The sequence below is a fragment of the Streptomyces sp. NPDC057010 genome (assembly GCF_042673805.1).
Lineage (GTDB): Bacteria > Actinomycetota > Actinomycetes > Streptomycetales > Streptomycetaceae > Streptomyces.
The window spans coordinates 67,159-82,917 of sequence record NZ_JBHUSC010000024.1; the positions used below are offsets into that span (position 1 = coordinate 67,159).

Consider the following 15,759-nt stretch of genomic DNA (forward strand, 5'->3'; position numbering starts at 1 on the left):
ACGCTGAACTGGCTGAACTCCGAGGCCTTCACCGCCTTCGGCCAACACATCAAGTGGTCCGACATGATCGGCAACACGATCGGTCTGATCGCCCTCGCCCTCGGCTGGCGCCGCTCCATATGGACGTGGCCCGCCCAGTTCCTCTCGGGCGTCATCCTCTTCGTGGCCTTCGCCGCCGGCCACCTGTCCGGCAGCGCCGGCAAGCAGGTCGTCGTCATGCTCGTCGCCGCCTGGGGCTGGGTCCAGTGGCACCGGGGCCGGCAGCAGGCCCAGGACGGCGGGCTCGCGGTCCGCTTCGCCACCTGGCGCGAGCGCGGCGTCCTGGTCGGCGCCGCCGCCGTCGGCACCGTCGCCGTCGCGCTGCTGTTCACCGCCTACCCGGCGCTGTCCTGGGACCCCTGGCCCGACGCCTACATCTTCGTCGGCACCATCGTCGCCATGTACGCCCAGTCGCGCGGCATGGTCGAGTTCTGGTTCGCCTGGCTCCTGGTCGACCTCGTCGGCGTCCCCCTGAACTTCGCCAACGGCTACGCGTTCTCCGGCTTCGTCTACGTCATCTACGGCGCGCTCGTCCTGTGGGGCATGCGCGACTGGTGGCTCCGCTCGCGCACCGCCCCCGCCCCGGCCCTGGAAGGAGCAACGGCATGACCTCCCTCACCCCCGTGCCCAGCATGCTCGACGTCCCGGAGGAGAGCTTCCGCCTCGACCCCGTGGAGCAGGCCATCCGCGACATCGCCGCGGGCCGGCCCATCGTCGTCGTCGACGACGAGGACCGCGAGAACGAGGGCGACCTCGTCATCGCCGCCGAGAAGGCCACCCCCGAGATCATCGCCTTCATGATGAGCGAGTGCCGCGGCCTGATCTGCGCCCCCATGGAGGGCGCGGAGCTGGACCGGCTCGAACTGCCCCAGATGGTCCAGCACAACACCGAGTCGATGCAGACCGCCTTCACCGTCTCCGTCGACGCGAGCGGCGCCCACGGCGTCACCACCGGCATCTCCGCCGCCGACCGCGCCACCACCCTGCGCCTCCTCGCCGGCGGTGCCTGCGAGCCCGGCGACTTCGTCCGCCCCGGCCACATCTTCCCGCTGCGCGCCAAGCCCGGCGGCGTCCTGGTCCGCAACGGCCACACCGAGGCCGCCGTCGACCTCGCCCGCCTCGCGGGCCTGCGCCCGGCCGGCGCCATCGTTGAGATCGCCGGCGAGGACGGCGTCATGCTGCGCCTGCCCGAGCTGATCCCCTTCGCCCGCAAGCACGGCCTGACGATCATCTCCATCGAGGACCTGATCGCCTACCGCCGCTCCGCCGAGCCCACCGTGCGCCGCGAGGCCGAGGTCAGCCTGCCGACCGCCTTCGGCGAGTTCACGGCGTACGGCTACCGCTCCACCGTCGACGGGGTCGAGCACATCGCCCTCGTCCACGGCGACCTCGCCGCCGCCGGCGACGGCGAGGACCTCCTCGTCCGCATGCACTCCGAGTGCCTGACCGGCGACATCTTCGCCTCCCAGCGCTGCGACTGCGGCCCCCAGCTGCACGCCTCCATGGAACGGATCCGGGACGCCGGCCGCGGCGTCGTCATCTACCTGCGCGGCCACGAGGGCCGCGGCATCGGACTGCTGTCCAAGCTGCGCGCGTACGAGCTCCAGGAGCGCGGCCGCGACACCCTCGACGCCAACCTGGAGCTGGGCCTGCCCGCCGACGCCCGCGACTACGGGGCCGGCGCCCAGATCCTCGCCGACCTCGGCGTGCGCAGCGTCCGGCTGCTGACCAACAACCCCGACAAGGCCGACGCCCTCGAACGGCACGGGATCAAGGTTTCCGGCCGGGAGCCGATGCCCGTAGAGGCCGGCGAGCACAATCTGCGGTACCTGCGCACCAAGCGGGACCGGATGGGCCACGACCTGCCCTGGCTGGACGGGGCCGTGACCACGTCCGCCTGCGGCAACCAGTAAGCACGCACCACCACCCGTACGAACATCCACGAACCACGAGGAGCAGAGCTGTGAGCGGCAAGGGCGCACCCGAACTGAGCGTGAAGAACTGCGGAGACCTGCGCGTCGCCGTGATCGCGGCCCAGTGGCACGAGAAGGTCATGGACGGACTGGTCGACGGCGCCCTGCGGGCCCTGCACGAGCTGGGCATCGACGAGCCGACCCTGCTCCGCGTCCCCGGCAGCTTCGAGCTCCCGGTCGTGGCGAAGGTCCTGGCCGGCCGCGGCTACGATGCCATCGTCGCCCTCGGCGTGGTCATCCGCGGCGGCACCCCGCACTTCGACTACGTCTGCCAGGGCGTCACCCAGGGCCTGGTACAGGTGTCGATCGACACCGGAGTCCCCGTCGGCTTCGGCGTACTGACCTGCGACAACGACGAGCAGGCGCTGGACCGCGCCGGACTCGAGGGGTCGAACGAGGACAAGGGGCACGAAGCGGTCACCGCCGCCGTCTCCACCGCCATGACCCTGCGGACCGTCAGCGAACCCTGGCGCTAGTCCAAGGAGTGAACCCCGGCACGGGGGAACCCGGGTGAGCCCGTACTCTAGGGACATCATGGCGAACAAACCCCTTAAGAGCTTCGAAGAGCTCTTCGCAGAGCTCCAGCTCAAGGCCGCCAACGGCGACCCCAGCACCTCCCGTACCGCCGAGCTCGTCGGCAAGGGCGTCCATGCCATCGGCAAGAAGGTCGTCGAGGAGGCCGCCGAGGTCTGGATGGCCGCCGAGTACGAGGGCAAGGAAGCCGCCGCCGAGGAGATCTCCCAGCTGCTCTACCACGTCCAGGTGATGATGGTGGCGCGCGGGATCTCCCTCGACGACGTCTACTCCCACCTCTGAGCTCCGGCACGTACACCCGCCCGTATTCCCCGTAAAACCCACGCATCAAAGGAAGCCCCATGCTGCGCATCGCCGTCCCCAACAAGGGTTCACTCTCCGGACCGGCGTCGGCGATGCTCCATGAGGCCGGCTACCGCCAGCGCAAGGAGTCCAAGGAGCTCGTGGTCGTCGACCCCGAGAACGAGGTGGAGTTCTTCTACCTCCGCCCCAAGGACATCGCGATCTACGTCTCCTCGGGCAAGCTCGACATCGGCATCACCGGCCGCGACCTGCTGCTCGACTCCGGCGCCTCCGCCGAGGAGATCCTGCCGCTGAACTTCGGGCGCTCCACCTTCCGCTACGCCACCAAGCCCGGCACCGCGAAGGGTCCCCAGGACTTCCACGGCATGACGATCGCGACCTCGTACGAGGGAATCGTCGCCAAGCACCTCGCCGACCTCGGCATCGACGCCTCCGTCGTGCACCTCGACGGCGCCGTGGAGACCGCGATCCAGCTGGGCGTCGCCCAGATCATCGCGGACGTCGTCGAGACCGGCACCAGCCTGCGCAACGCCGGCCTGGAGGTCATCGGCGAGCCGATCCTGACCTCCGAGGCCGTCGTCATCCGCGGCAACGGCACCGACCCCGAGGACCCGCAGGCCCAGCAGTTCCTGCGCCGCCTCCAGGGCGTCCTGGTGGCCCGCAGCTACGTGATGATGGACTACGACTGCCGCGCCGAGCACCTGGAGCGCGCGGTCGCCCTCACCCCGGGCCTGGAGTCGCCCACCGTCTCCCCGCTGCACAACGAGGGCTGGGTCGCGGTCCGCGCCATGGTCCCGGCCAAGGAGGCCCAGCGGATCATGGACGACCTGTACGAGCTCGGCGCGCGCGCGATCCTCACCACCTCGATCCACGCCTGCCGTCTCTGACCCGCGACACGACACCCCTCCCGAAGGCACCCGAAGCACCATGAGCGACCCCGCCGCCCAGCCTGCCCAGCCCGCCCTGCCGGTCACCTTCCGGCCGAACCGGACCCGGGCCGTCCTGCTGGGCGTCGGGGCCGCCATGTTCGTGACCATCGGATCGATCTCGTTCCTCCTGGAGACCCTCAGCCCCGGGGAGCGGATCAGCTTCCTCTTCACGGCCGTGCTGCTCACCTCCGTCCTCGTCCTGCTCAGCCGCCCCAAGGTGGTCGCGGACGAGGCCGGGGTCACCGTCGTCAACATCACCACCACCCGCCGCCTGGAATGGGCGCAGATCCTGCGCGTCAACCTCCGCCCCGGCGACCCGTGGGTGTTCCTCGACCTCAGCGACGGCACCAGCCTGCCCGTCCTCGGCATCCAGCCCGGCGTCGCCAGGGCCCAGGCGATCGGCGACGCCCGCGCCCTGCGGGCCCTCGCCGAATCCCGCGGAACCGGCGAAAACGACCACTGACCCCGCCGAGCCTCGTCGCTGCGTACCGTTGCGGCCGCGATCTCAATGACTACCCTGGTGCGGGGCGCAGCCGTGCGCCCTCCCCCTCGCCCCGGGCCCCCGGGGCCTGCGGGTCCCCTGCGACTTGAGGAGTGACTCCCTCCAGCAATGGACGGATCGTCCGGTAATACCCGCGCCGCCCTCCCCACGGAGGCGGCGGCATGACCATCCCGCTACTCCTGCTCGTGGCGGCATTCGTACTGATCCTCGCCAACGGATTCTTCGTGGCAGCCGAATTCGGGCTGGTCACCGTGGAGAAGCCCGAGGCCGAGCGCGCCGCAGCCGAGGGTGACCGCCGTGCCCGCACGGTCGTCGAGGCCCTGCGGGAGCTGTCCTTCCAGCTCTCCGGCACCCAGCTCGGCATCACCATCACCTCCCTCGTGGTCGGCATGCTCGCCGAGCCCGCCCTCGCCGCACTGCTGGCCGGGCCGCTCGCCGCGACCGGCCTGCCCGCGGGAGCCGCCTCCGGTGTCTCCGTCGTCATCGGCATGCTGCTCGCCTCCGCCGTCCAGATGGTCGTCGGCGAGCTCGTCCCGAAGAACTGGGCGGTCTCCCGGCCCCTCCAGGTGGCCCGCTTCGTCGCCGGCCCCCAGAACGCCTTCTCCCGCGCCTTCCGACCGGTCATCGCCGGCCTCAACGCCGTCGCCAACCGGCTCGTACGGGCGCTCGGCGTGGAGCCGACCGAGGAGATGGCCTCCGCCCGCACCCCCGGCGAACTGGTCTCCCTGGTACGCCATTCGGCCCAGGCCGGCGCCCTCGAACAGGACACCGCCGACCTCTTCGTACGGACCCTCTCACTGGGCGAGCTCACGGCCCAGCACGTCATGACCCCCCGCGTGAAGGTCAGCGCCCTCATGCACACGGCCACCGCGGCCGACGTGCTCAACCTGACCCGCGCCACCGGCCTGTCCCGGTTCCCGGTCTACCGCGACCGCATCGACGAGATCACCGGCGTGGTCCACCTCAAGGACGCCCTCGCGGTGCCCGAGGCCGAACGCGCCCGCACCGTCGTCGCGCGGATCTGCGTCGCCCCGCTGCTGGTGCCCGGCTCCCTGCCGGTGCAGCCGCTGCTGGAGCGGCTGCGCAGCGAACAGCCGATGGCCGTCGTCGTCGACGAATACGGCGGCACCGCCGGGGTGGTCACCCTGGAGGACATCGTCGAGGAACTCGTCGGCGAGGTCCGCGACGAACACGACCTCGTGGAGGACGACACCCCCGAGCTGGCCGCCGTGCCCGCCGAGGACGGCCGCCCCTCCTGGGAGGCCGACGGCAGCTGCCGGGTGCAGACCCTGCGCCGGATAGGCCTGGAGGTGCCCGAAGGGCCGTACGAGACCGTCGCCGGTCTCGTCGCCGACCTCCTCGGCCGGATCCCCGCCCCCGGGGACCGCGCGGAACTCCCCGGCTGGAAGCTGTCCGTCCGCCAGGTCGGCCGCAACCGCGCCGAGCGGGTCCGGCTGGTCCGGCTGACCTCGGTCCCCGCGGCCGGGTCCGCTCCCGAGGCCGTACGGGCGGCAGCCGCTGCCGGCGCGCAGCCGGCGGCCGCACCGGCCCGGATCGGCGCCGGCCGCCCCGGCGACCCGGCCCCGCAGCCGGCCGAGCTGGAGGGCGCCTCCCGATGAACGCGCTCCAACTCCTCTTCGCCGTGCTGCTGGTCCTCGCCAACGGCTTCTTCGTCGGCGCCGAGTTCGCCCTCGTCTCCGTACGCCGCAGCCAGATCGAACCCCTCGCGGCCGACTCCAAGCGGGCCCGCCAGGTGCTCCACGGCCTGGAGAACCTGCCCCGCATGATGGCCGCCGCACAGTTCGGCATCACCGTCTGCTCGCTCACCCTCGGCGCGGTCGCCGAGCCCACCGTGGCCCGGCTGCTGGAGCCCGTCTTCCACGCCGTCCACGTACCGCAGGGGCTGATCCACCCCCTCGGCTACGCGCTCGCGCTCGCCGCCGTGGTCTTCCTGCACCTGGTCATCGGCGAGATGGTCCCCAAGAACCTCGCCATGGCCGCGCCGGAGAAGACCGCCCTGTGGTTCAGCCCCGGCCTGGTCGCCTTCGCCCGCGTCTGCGGGCCGGTGACCAGGGCCCTGGGCGCCTGCGCCGCGCTCGTCCTGCGGCTCTTCAAGGTCGAGCCCAAGGACGAGGTCGAGGCCGTCTACACCAGCGCCCAGCTCGGCCGGCTCGTCGAGGACTCCCGGCAGGCCGGGCTCCTGGAGCCGGGCGAGCAGGAGCGGTTGGAGGACGCCCTGGAACTGGGCAGCCGCCCGGTCACCGACGTCCTCCTGGCGAGGGACCGCATCGTCACGGTCGGCCCCTCCGTCACCCCGCGCCAGATCGAACAGCTGACGGTGCGCACCGGCTACTCGCGCTTCCCCGTCCGGTCCGACAGCGGCGCCTTCATGGGCTACCTGCACGTCAAGGACGTCCTGGACCTGGAGGAACGGGAACGGGCCGTGCCGCAGCGGGTGTGGCGGCGGATGACGACGCTGTCCGCGACCCTGCCGCTGGACGATGCCCTCAGCGTCATGCGGAGGGACGCCACGCACCTGGCGCAGGTCGCCGACGTGGGCGGCCGTGTGCTGGGCCTCGTCGCCCTGGAGGACGTCCTGGAGATGCTGGTCGGCGAGGTCCGCGACCCTTCGCACCGCGCGTACGTCCGGGGGGCGTAGCCGCTGCGCGGAGCGGTCCCCTACCCGCCCTTCCACCGTTCCCTGGGGCTCCGCCCCAGACCCCGCTCCTCAAACGCCGGAGGGGCTGCATATAGCCTCGCCGGCGTTTGAGGCGCGGGGGTCGGCCCCGCGCAGCGGCTACAGGGGCGGCGGGTCGGGGCGTTCCTGGGGGCCGCGGCCCGACAGGACCTCGCCGTAGGCCTGCATCAGGTCCGGCAGCCGCAGCGTGGCCAGGTCGTCCCGCGACGGCTCCCCGGCGAAGCCGGCCAGCCGCAGGTCCCGGTACGCGCAGCTCTTCTCGTACAGCGTCCGCAGGAACCGCCCGTTCCCCAGCTCGTCGATCCACCCCTGCTCCACGACGTGGCCGCTGATGCTCCGCAGCTCCTCCAGCGCCTCCTCGTCCCACAAGTCCCCGTTCGCATCCGCCAGGACCCCGCCGATCGCGGTCAGCTCCAGCGGCCGGTAGCTCGGGAAGTCCACCCGTGTGGTGAACCGCGAGGACAGCCCCGGGTTGGCCGCCAGCAGCCTGTCCATACCGGCCGGATAGCCGGCCAGGATCACCACCAGGTGGTCCCGGTTGTCCTCCGCCCGCTTCAGGAGCACCTGGAGCGCCTCGTCGCCGTACGCGTCGCCCTTGCTGTAGCCCGAGTTGGACAGCGAGTACGCCTCGTCCACGAACAGAACCCCGCCGATCGCCGAATCGATCAGCTCGTTCGCCTTCACCGCGGTCTGGCCGAGGAACTCGCCCACCAGGTCCGCCCGCTGCGCCTCCACCAGGTGGTCCCCGCCCAGCAGCCCCAGCGCGTAGAAGACGCGGCCCAGGATCCGCGCCACCGTCGTCTTGCCCGTCCCCGACGGCCCCGAGAAGACGAAGTGGCGTTTCGGCGGCTGCACCGGCAGCCCCTGGCCCGCTCTCAGCCGTGCCATGTGCAGTTGCGCGGACAGTGCCTTCACCTGCCGTTTGACGGGCTCCAGGCCCACCATCCGCTCCAGCTCCGCCAGCGCCTCGGCGAGCGCCTCCGGATCGGCCGGCCCCGGCGGCAGCCCCTCGGGCGTGCCCTGTGGCGGGACGGCCGTCTTGCGCCGTACGCCGCCCTCCACCCGGCCCGCGGGCGGCGGCACGGTCAGCGGGTCGGGCTCCGCCTGGCCGTCCGCCGCGATGTCCTGGACGGGCCCGCCGCCCAGCGCCACCGCCGCGAAGTTCCCGCCGGCCGGGGACGGGCCGTGGCCGCCGTACGTCCCGTAGCCGGAGTACCCCGCCATGCCCGCCAGGTCGGCCATCCCGTCGGTGTCGTCGCCGTCCTCGATCGCCGTCAGCCGGGCCGCGGTGTCCATGAACGAGGGGTCCACCCGGTGCACCGCCCGGTACAGCGGCAGCGCCGCCGCGCTGCGGCCGGTGCCCTCGTGCGCCCGCGCCAGCCAGTACCGCAGCTCCTTGCGCTGCGGCTGCTCGCTGCGACACCGCATCAGCGCCGCCGACAGCAGCGGCTCCGCCTGCCCGTACATCTCCAGCCGGACCCGGGCCATCCCGCCGAACAGGCCCGCCTCGATCCCCAGCAGCGGATCGTCCACCAGCGGCTCGGTGTGCCGGACCAGCTGCTCCCAGTCCTTGACCAGGTAGGCCCGGCAGGCGTGCAGGAACCGGACCTGCGGATCGGTGTCCACCGGAGGCAGCGCGGCCAGCGCCTGGTCCAGTTCCGGGACGTGGCGTCCGTCCAGCCAGTGCGAGGCGTGGGCCAGCAGCAGGTCCCGCCGGCTCTCCAGGACCGGCTGCACCCACCAGCCCAGCCAGTACCAGGAGTTCAGCGTCCGCCGGTGCCGGGCGCGCTGCTCGCCGAAGCGGTCCCGGTGCGCGTACATGCGCAATAACGCGTTGGTGGTGTCGACCCGGAGCGCGTGCAGACCCAGCCACGCGTCGGCCATCGCGGGATCGAGCCGTACGGCCGCCCGGAACTCCTCCTCGGCCTGCGGATAGGCCCCCATGGTGCAGGCGTCGACCCCGCGGAGCCAGGCGAGCTCGGCCGGGGCGTGTGCGCTGCCCGGCGTGCCGAAATCCATCACGTCCCCCACAAGCCTGCCCCCGTGGTGCGCGGCAAACCCCGCTTCGAGCATGCGAGTTGCCTACGGCGCCGATGAAATCAGGGCTGCATCGTACCTGCGGTTTCGCCCCTTACGTAGGGTGCGGCGGGCACCGGTCGGGTGTGCGCCCCGGGCGCACGCCGTGACGCAGGGTGAAGGAGCGGAGCGGATCCGCCTCGTGTGACACGGGTGCGGAGGGGGTCCGCGGGCGGGTCCGCGGGCAGAACGAAGCCCCCGATCACGGGGGAACAATCGGGGGCTTCGTGTCCGCGGCAGCCGGTGAAGGCCGCGCATTCAGAACGTAAGGCCGCTGCGGGCCCCAGGTCAAGCGGGTCGGTCAAGGCCCGGCGGAGGGGATTTCGGCGGCCGCTCAGGCCCGGGGGAGTTCGTCACCCTCGGTGACGGAAGCGGGGGTTCCCGAGGCTGCATCCGCCCCGGAAGACCACTCGTATCCCGTACCGCTCTGGCGTACCAGGGTGTCGGCGAAGGGGCGCGAAGGGTCGTCGGAGAAGTGCGCGAGCTCCGCGCGCTCCCATCCGTCCCAGAAATCGGAAAGTTCACGCCCGTCCCGGTCGCGCCCGCGCCCCCAGGACTGCGCGCGCGGCGTCTCCATCCACAGCAGCCGCGCCAGATGCGGGCGCAGCGCCCGCCGGCCCGCCCCGACCCCCTCGACGAGCAGCACCGGCGCCGGCTCCAGGACGCGCGCCGGTCCGAAGCGGCGCTCCACCCAGTCGTACGGGGCCCAGTGCGCGGGCCGTCCCGATGCCAGCGGCTCCAGCACCTGCGCGCGCAGCCGCCGCTCCCAGCCGAAGAGTTCCTCGTGGGTGGCCACGTCGTCCAGGTGCAGCACCGGCGCGCCCCCCAGGGCCTGCGCGAGCCGCCCGGCGAAGGTGCTCTTCCCGGATCCGGCGTGCCCGTCGATCCCGATCAGGCGCACGGGGCCGAGCGACGGCGGCAGGGCGGCGAGCTCCCGCGCGAGCGACTCAAGTGACCGGTGTGACTCCACGCGGCCCAGCCTAGGCGGTGCCCGGCCGGGCGGGGCCGGGCCGGGAGCCGGTCCGCCCGGCCCCTTCGGCTGGAACGGTCGTCATCCCCGACACGGGCGCCGGCTTGGGCGCGTGGCCGCCGGGAACTGGAAGGGTGAGACCGGCAAGCACCGGCACCGACCCACCCAGGGGGAAGCCCGCGATGACCGCACCCACACCGCGCAGGGCCGTACTCGTCGCCGCACTCGCGGCCGCCACCGCGGCGACCGCGGCCACCGTCCCCGGCGGGAAGGCCGCCGCGGCCGTCCCGCCCGCCCCCCGCGCCGGCGGCCGGACCGTCGACAACCTCTTCTGGTTCACCCACGACCACTGGCGGGCCGGGACCCACCGGGGCACCACGGCCGTCGACGGCGCCCGCCCGGGGCTGGAGATCAGGACGCCGGCCGGCCGCACCGAGTACGCCGACCCGCACACCGGGAAGAAGAGCACCTGGGAGTACGCCACCTGGACCTCCCCGGTGCACCGCTCCACCGTGCCCGCCACCGAGGCCATCGCCTCCTGGAACGCCCGCACGCCGGCCGGCACCTGGATCCAGACCGAGCTGCGCGGCACCTACACCGACGGCACGGCCACCCCCTGGTACGTCATGGGCCGCTGGGCCTCCGGCGACGGCGACATCCGCCGCACCTCCGTGGACGGCCAGACCGACGGCCGCACCACCGTCTGGACCGACACCGTGGCCGTCGACGCCCCCGCGAGCGGCCTGCGCCTCGCCGACTGGCAGCTGCGGCTCACCCTCCACCGCAAGCCCGGCGCCGGCCGCGGCCCCACCGTCTGGCTGGCCGGCGCGATGGCCTCCGCCGTCCCGGACCGGTTCACGGTGCCCGCCTCCGTGCGCACCGGGCCGGGCCACGAGCTGAAGGTCCCGCGCTACTCGCAGGAGGTCCACGCCGGCCGCTATCCCCAGTACGACAACGGGGGCGAGGCCTGGTGCAGCCCCACCTCCTCCCAGATGATCATCGAGTACTGGGGCCGCCGGGCCAGCGCCACCGCCCTGACCTGGGTCGATCCGAAGTACTCCGACCCGCAGGTGTGCCACGCCGCCCGCTCCACCTACGACGCCGCCTACAAGGGCTGCGGAAACTGGCCCTTCAACGCCGCCTACGCGGCCACCTACAGCGGGCTCGCCGGGGTCGTCACCAGGCTCGCCTCCCTCACCGACCTGGAGCTCCTGGTCCGCGCCGGCATCCCCGCCATCACCTCGCAGTCCTTCCGTCCCGAGGAGCTCACGGGCGCGGGCTACGGCACCGCCGGCCACCTGATGACCGTCATCGGCTTCACGGCCGCCGGTGACGTCATCGCCAACGATCCCAACTCGCCCGACAACACCTCCGTGCGCCGGGTCTACCGGCGGCGAGAGTTCGAGAACATCTGGCTGCGCACCAAGCGCCACAACGCGGCCGGCAAGGTCGTCTCCGGCACCGGAGGCGTCTGCTACCTCTACGCCCCGGCCAGTCCGGGCGCGGCGCAGATCGCGGCGCTGCAGGCGGTCGGCGTGCTCTGAGAAAGCTCCGCTGGTCCGAACGGCTTAACGGGCGGAATATGGGCATAAAGGGCATATAAGGCTTCTCATAGGAGGCAGCCCGCCATGACCACTCATCCCAGCAGCATCGAGCACCACCCGGACCTTGCCGAGATGCGCACTCGGTTCGAGCGGGTGACGAGCACCCCTGCCGCGCAAGCCGTTGAAGCGCTGGCGCTGATCACGGGCCTGTACCTGGCGGCTTCGCCATGGATCGCCGGGTTCAGCGTCCTGACCCCGCTGGCCATCAACAACCTGATCGCCGGCCTGGCGTTCTGTCTGTGCATGGGCGGTCTCGGCTCCGCCTACGAGCGCACCCACGCGATGGCGTGGACGGCGGTCGGCCTCGGCGCGTGGACGATCATCGCCCCGTGGGCCATCGCCGGTGAGATGGACACGACCCGGACGGTGGTCAGCAACGTGATCACCGGAGCGGTCGCCCTGTGCCTCGGCCTCGCCATGGCGGCGATGGCCGGCCGCAACCGCGATACCCGCGTCTGACACTCGCGTCCGACAACCGACCCACCGAACCGGCCGCCGGGCCCCGGCCACCCCCCGAAGCAGGGGGCGTGGCCGGGGCCCGGCGGCGTGACGCGCGCCACCAGTGAGCCTCGTCTCTACCGCGAAAGCCGCGAACGCTGGCACATTGGACGGCATGACAGCCAACAGCGCCGCCCCGACCACCCGCGCCCGGAACCTCGCCCGCACCGGGGGCCCCAAGGACGACTCCTCCTGGCTGGAGCACGTCCTCGGCTGGACCCTCGTGGTCGTCGTCGCCATGTTCGTCACCCAGGTCGGCTGGCTGTAGCCCCGCGATCCGCCGCAGGAGCCTCCTCGGGCTCCACCCGCCAGTGCCGGTCCGGGATCCCCACCATCCCGTACAGCCTGCGTACGGGCGAGCGCGCCGGCAGCAGCACCAGCCCGGCCGCCCCCGCGAACAGGGCCGCGCCCAGCCACCACCCCAGCAGCCGTACGAGGACGCTCGCCCCCACCGCCCCGGCCAGCGGCAGCCCGTACACCCCCGCCCCCGCGATGACCACCGCGAGCACCCGGGGCACCTTGAGGTCCGCCGCCGCCCCCGGCAGCCGCCAGCCCTCCACCAGCCAGCCGATCTCGGCCAGCAGCATCGTGCCGATCACGGCCGTGCCGAAGACCAGCAGGGCCAGGAACGTCCCCGAGGTCACGAAGTCCAGGCAGTGGTTGACCACGCTGTCCGCGGACCAGCCGGCGTAGGCCCGCGGATCAGCGCTCAGCACCCGCCGGTACCCGCTGCCGTCCCACCCGTGGACCAGGGTGAAGAACAGCAGGAAGTAGCCGGCGACCGCCTGCAGGTACCCCCAGTACCCCGCTCCCACCAGCACGAACAGCCGCGCCGCCAGAAAGCCGAGCAGCGCCCCCACCACCACCGAGCCCGCGTGGAACAGCGCGAACCCCGCCCAGACCCCGCTGTGGTCCCGCGCCACGTGCATGGTGGCCCACGCCGGGTTCTGCCACAGCAGGTACGTCCCGGTCGGGGCGAGCAGCAGGGCCGCGTACAGCACGGTCAGCGCCAGGTACGGATTGGCCGCGCGGCTCCTCGTACGGACGCCCTCGCCCCGGACCGAGCGCTCCCACCACTGGAGCTGACGCCCGGCCGCCACCGCGAACGTGGCACCGATCCCGTACGCCCACAGGGGTGCCGCCTGCACCGGGATCACGAGGCCTCCAGGCGCAGTCCGTCGGTGACGATCACGTCAGAGGTGACGAGGGCCTGTTCCGCGCTGACCCGGGTCATGAAGACGAACGGCGAGATCACCGGGGGAGCGGGCAGCCCGTCCGGGCTGAAGGTGACGCACAGCAGCCCCTCGATGCAGCCGCTGAACCTCGTCAGGTACAGCGTGACGTCGCCCCGCAGGTCGAGGGAGGTCGCGGCCAGCCCGTACTCGTCGGCGCCGTCGCGCGTGCGCAGCCGGTAGTCGCGCAGCGAGGCCGCGCGCATCTTCAGGACCAGCACTTTGAGCGGCCCGTTCACCGTCGGCACGTGCGTCACGCCCGCGAACGCGAAGCCCTGCGGCGCGAAGAGCGAGGTGGTGACGGTCGGGGGAGTCCGCGCCGCCATCGGCGGCCCCGCCACGGGCGCGGCCTTGGCCTCCGGGGCGCCCGTCGCCAGCGCCGCCAGCAGCACCACCGGCAGCGCGGCGGCCAGTGTCCGCGGACCGCTGCCGTCCAGGCGGGGGACGTACGGACCCTCCTCGCCCGCCTCCTCGTCGGGCAGCGGGGTCCAGCCGAAGGCCAGCGCGCTCCCCGCGATGCCGAGCAGCATCCCGACCAGGAAGCCGCCCAGGTTGGTCGCCACGAAGGAGAGCACCGACAGCAGCAGGGCGTGCAGGGAGACGTACGCCCGGGCCTGCGGCAGGAACCACAGGAACAGCCCCGCCAGGATCAGCGCGACCCCGATCCCGATGGCCGCGATCCCGCCCAGGCCCAGGCTGACCAGCACCGTCAGGGGGGAGAGCGGGACCAGCAGCAGCTCGGTCCCGCCCAGCACCAGCAGCAGCCCGCCCCAGAACGGCCGGGTCCGCCGCCATGCGCGCAGCCGCCGCCGGTGCTCCGGGAGCGGGAGCCGCCGGTCGAGCCACTCCCGCCGGATGCCTAGAAGCACTTCTTGCCGTCCAGGCTGACGTTGAGCTTCATGCCCTTGAGCCTGAAGTTGCCGCCGGTCGCGGACCAGGCGTGCGACTTCACGCCCACCACCTCGATGTCCCCGGCCTGGAGGCCGAACTTCCCCGGCTCGCCCTTGACCCCGCCGACCTGGTCCAGCGTCGAGGCGTCCCGGCCGATCTGCGCGGTGCCGAAGGTGGCGTCGCCGTCGAGGTCCTCGCCGTCGATCACCAGATTGCTGGCCGTGACCTCCCCGGCCGGGCCGCCGGCCGTCAGCTTGAAGACCACCGTGCCGAGCGGGGTGCCCACCTCGGCGGACTGGCAGATGTCGGAGAGGGTGGCCTCGCCGATGCCCAGCAGTGCGACGGGATGCCCCTTGCCGTCGACGGAGCGGTCCGTCTGCACGTAGGAGGCCAGTCCCTTGCTGGTCAGCTTCGAGGAGGAGACCTGGAAACTGGTCCCCGAGACGGCGAAGGAGGCGGCGAGCGCGCCCTGCGCCATGATCATGGCCATCGCCCCGACCGCGACGACCGCGGGCATCGCGACGACGGCCGTCTTCTTCCAGTCGACCCGGCCCTCGGCGGGCGGTCTCGTGCCCTTGCGCGTGCTGTCGTTGCTCATGGTCTTCCTCCCGTACGTCGTCCGGTGCGCAGGGGAAGTGCTGCCATACTTCAGGCGTCTTGTGGCAGTTCGAGGCTAGGGCTGAATTTGAATAATAGTCAACAGCGCGGTACGACCGAGCGTTCGCAGGTCCGCAGGGCCGAACTCATAGCGACCGGACGCAAGTTGTTCGCCGACACCTCGTACGACGCCCTCTCCATGGACGACATCGCCAGGCACGCGGGCGTCGCCAAGGGGCTGATCTACTACTACTTCAAGAGCAAGCGCGGCTACTACCTCGCCATCGTCGAGGACTCCGTCTCCGAGCTCGTCGCCCGCGCCGGCGGGGAGACCGACCTCCCCAACGCCGAACGGGTCCGGCGCACCATCGACGGCTACCTCCACTACGCCGAACACCACCACGCCGCCTACCGCACCATCGTCACCGGGGGCGTCGGCTCCGACGCCGAGGTCCTCGCCATCCGCGACGCCGTCCGCGAGGAACTGGTCGCCACCATCGCCGAAGGCGCGTACGGCCGCCGCACCCTCCCTCCCGTCGCCCGGCTCGCGCTGGTGGGCTGGCTCTCCGCGGTCGAGGGGATCACCCTGGAGTGGATCGGCGGCCTCGCCGGCGGCCCCGTCGGCCAGCCCGCGCGGGCCGAGCTCGGCGCCCTGCTCGTACGGCAGCTGCGCGCGACCCTCACGGTCATCGAGGAGTTCGTCCCGGAGTGCCCCGCTCCGCCCGCCCCCGAGGAGACGGCCGGCCGGGACGCCGACGGGAAAGACGATCTTGCCCCGGTGACGGGAAGCCCCTGATCGTGCATACTCGACCCGCCGCAGCCTCTGAACTGCCCCTTCCGTGATCCGGAAGGGCACCATCGGCTGTGAGAGCACCGAGACCCGGTGGCGCGTACCACACCTCACGCGTCGCCG

The 15,759-nt window shown here is 72.5% G+C and carries 17 protein-coding genes; 12 read left to right on the top strand and 5 right to left on the bottom strand.

The window, feature by feature from the left end:
* The first annotated feature begins 3 nt into the window (after positions 1 to 3).
* The 8 genes from ACFTXQ_RS20915 (at position 4) to ACFTXQ_RS20950 (ending at position 6,939) form a co-directional block, all read left to right on the top strand.
* Complete coding sequence (locus tag ACFTXQ_RS20915) at positions 4 to 648, top strand: nicotinamide riboside transporter PnuC (protein ID WP_382642871.1); 645 nt, start codon at positions 4 to 6, stop codon at positions 646 to 648.
* The gene (locus tag ACFTXQ_RS20920; protein ID WP_382642818.1) at positions 645 to 1,952 is read left to right on the top strand and encodes a bifunctional 3,4-dihydroxy-2-butanone-4-phosphate synthase/GTP cyclohydrolase II; all 1,308 of its coding nucleotides are present in this window, start codon (positions 645 to 647) and stop codon (positions 1,950 to 1,952) included. Before ACFTXQ_RS20915 ends, ACFTXQ_RS20920 begins: the two co-directional genes overlap by 4 nt.
* 50 nt (positions 1,953 to 2,002) lie before the next feature.
* Positions 2,003 to 2,488: a 6,7-dimethyl-8-ribityllumazine synthase gene (gene ribH, locus ACFTXQ_RS20925; RefSeq protein WP_007262951.1), complete on the top strand. Its 486-nt coding sequence runs from the start codon at positions 2,003 to 2,005 to the stop codon at positions 2,486 to 2,488.
* A 58-nt stretch (positions 2,489 to 2,546) separates the two neighbouring features.
* The gene (locus ACFTXQ_RS20930) at positions 2,547 to 2,828 is read left to right on the top strand and encodes a phosphoribosyl-ATP diphosphatase (RefSeq protein ID WP_382642820.1); all 282 of its coding nucleotides are present in this window, start codon (positions 2,547 to 2,549) and stop codon (positions 2,826 to 2,828) included.
* Between the two features lie 59 nt (positions 2,829 to 2,887).
* Positions 2,888 to 3,736, top strand: a complete 849-nt coding sequence (gene hisG / locus ACFTXQ_RS20935; RefSeq protein ID WP_382642822.1) for an ATP phosphoribosyltransferase — start codon at positions 2,888 to 2,890, stop codon at positions 3,734 to 3,736.
* Positions 3,737 to 3,776: 40 nt separating this feature from the next.
* Positions 3,777 to 4,241: a PH domain-containing protein gene (locus ACFTXQ_RS20940; protein ID WP_382642824.1), complete on the top strand. Its 465-nt coding sequence runs from the start codon at positions 3,777 to 3,779 to the stop codon at positions 4,239 to 4,241.
* Between the two features lie 200 nt (positions 4,242 to 4,441).
* Complete coding sequence (locus ACFTXQ_RS20945; RefSeq protein WP_382642826.1) at positions 4,442 to 5,899, top strand: hemolysin family protein; 1,458 nt, start codon at positions 4,442 to 4,444, stop codon at positions 5,897 to 5,899.
* Complete coding sequence (locus tag ACFTXQ_RS20950) at positions 5,896 to 6,939, top strand: hemolysin family protein (protein WP_382642828.1); 1,044 nt, start codon at positions 5,896 to 5,898, stop codon at positions 6,937 to 6,939. The genes ACFTXQ_RS20945 and ACFTXQ_RS20950 overlap by 4 nt, the downstream gene beginning before the upstream one ends.
* Before the next feature lie 138 nt (positions 6,940 to 7,077).
* On the opposite strand, the gene ACFTXQ_RS20955 is transcribed toward ACFTXQ_RS20950, so the two are convergent.
* Positions 7,078 to 8,997, bottom strand: coding sequence for an AAA family ATPase (locus ACFTXQ_RS20955; RefSeq protein ID WP_382642830.1), 1,920 nt, complete (start codon positions 8,995 to 8,997; stop codon positions 7,078 to 7,080).
* A gap of 391 nt (positions 8,998 to 9,388) precedes the next feature.
* A complete protein-coding gene (locus ACFTXQ_RS20960) occupies positions 9,389 to 10,024 on the bottom strand; it encodes a uridine kinase (protein ID WP_382642832.1) in 636 nt (211 codons plus the stop codon).
* Between the two features lie 182 nt (positions 10,025 to 10,206).
* On the opposite strand from ACFTXQ_RS20960, the gene ACFTXQ_RS20965 reads away from it, so the two are divergent.
* The 3 genes from ACFTXQ_RS20965 (at position 10,207) to ACFTXQ_RS20975 (ending at position 12,394) form a co-directional block, all read left to right on the top strand.
* The gene (locus ACFTXQ_RS20965) at positions 10,207 to 11,568 is read left to right on the top strand and encodes a peptidase C39 family protein (RefSeq protein WP_382642834.1); all 1,362 of its coding nucleotides are present in this window, start codon (positions 10,207 to 10,209) and stop codon (positions 11,566 to 11,568) included.
* Positions 11,569 to 11,652: 84 nt separating this feature from the next.
* The gene (locus ACFTXQ_RS20970) at positions 11,653 to 12,087 is read left to right on the top strand and encodes an SPW repeat protein (RefSeq protein WP_382642836.1); all 435 of its coding nucleotides are present in this window, start codon (positions 11,653 to 11,655) and stop codon (positions 12,085 to 12,087) included.
* Between the two features lie 154 nt (positions 12,088 to 12,241).
* The gene (locus ACFTXQ_RS20975) at positions 12,242 to 12,394 is read left to right on the top strand and encodes an SCO1431 family membrane protein (RefSeq protein ID WP_382642837.1); all 153 of its coding nucleotides are present in this window, start codon (positions 12,242 to 12,244) and stop codon (positions 12,392 to 12,394) included.
* Here ACFTXQ_RS20975 and ACFTXQ_RS20980 read toward each other — a convergent pair.
* From ACFTXQ_RS20980 to ACFTXQ_RS20990, 3 genes are read right to left on the bottom strand one after another with little or no spacing between them, the layout of a single operon-like run.
* Positions 12,372 to 13,283 carry a hypothetical protein gene (locus tag ACFTXQ_RS20980; protein WP_382642839.1) on the bottom strand — a complete coding sequence of 304 codons (912 nt, stop codon included), beginning with the start codon at positions 13,281 to 13,283 and terminating at the stop codon, positions 12,372 to 12,374. The two genes, ACFTXQ_RS20975 and ACFTXQ_RS20980, sit on opposite strands and share 23 nt — an antisense overlap.
* A complete protein-coding gene (locus ACFTXQ_RS20985; RefSeq protein WP_382642841.1) occupies positions 13,280 to 14,227 on the bottom strand; it encodes a DUF6114 domain-containing protein in 948 nt (315 codons plus the stop codon). The genes ACFTXQ_RS20980 and ACFTXQ_RS20985 overlap by 4 nt, the downstream gene beginning before the upstream one ends.
* Positions 14,218 to 14,766, bottom strand: a complete 549-nt coding sequence (locus ACFTXQ_RS20990) for a DUF6230 family protein (protein WP_382642873.1) — start codon at positions 14,764 to 14,766, stop codon at positions 14,218 to 14,220. Before ACFTXQ_RS20990 ends, ACFTXQ_RS20985 begins: the two co-directional genes overlap by 10 nt.
* A gap of 168 nt (positions 14,767 to 14,934) precedes the next feature.
* On the opposite strand from ACFTXQ_RS20990, the gene ACFTXQ_RS20995 reads away from it, so the two are divergent.
* Positions 14,935 to 15,642 carry a TetR/AcrR family transcriptional regulator gene (locus ACFTXQ_RS20995; RefSeq protein ID WP_382642843.1) on the top strand — a complete coding sequence of 236 codons (708 nt, stop codon included), beginning with the start codon at positions 14,935 to 14,937 and terminating at the stop codon, positions 15,640 to 15,642.
* Positions 15,643 to 15,759: the final 117 nt, after the last annotated feature.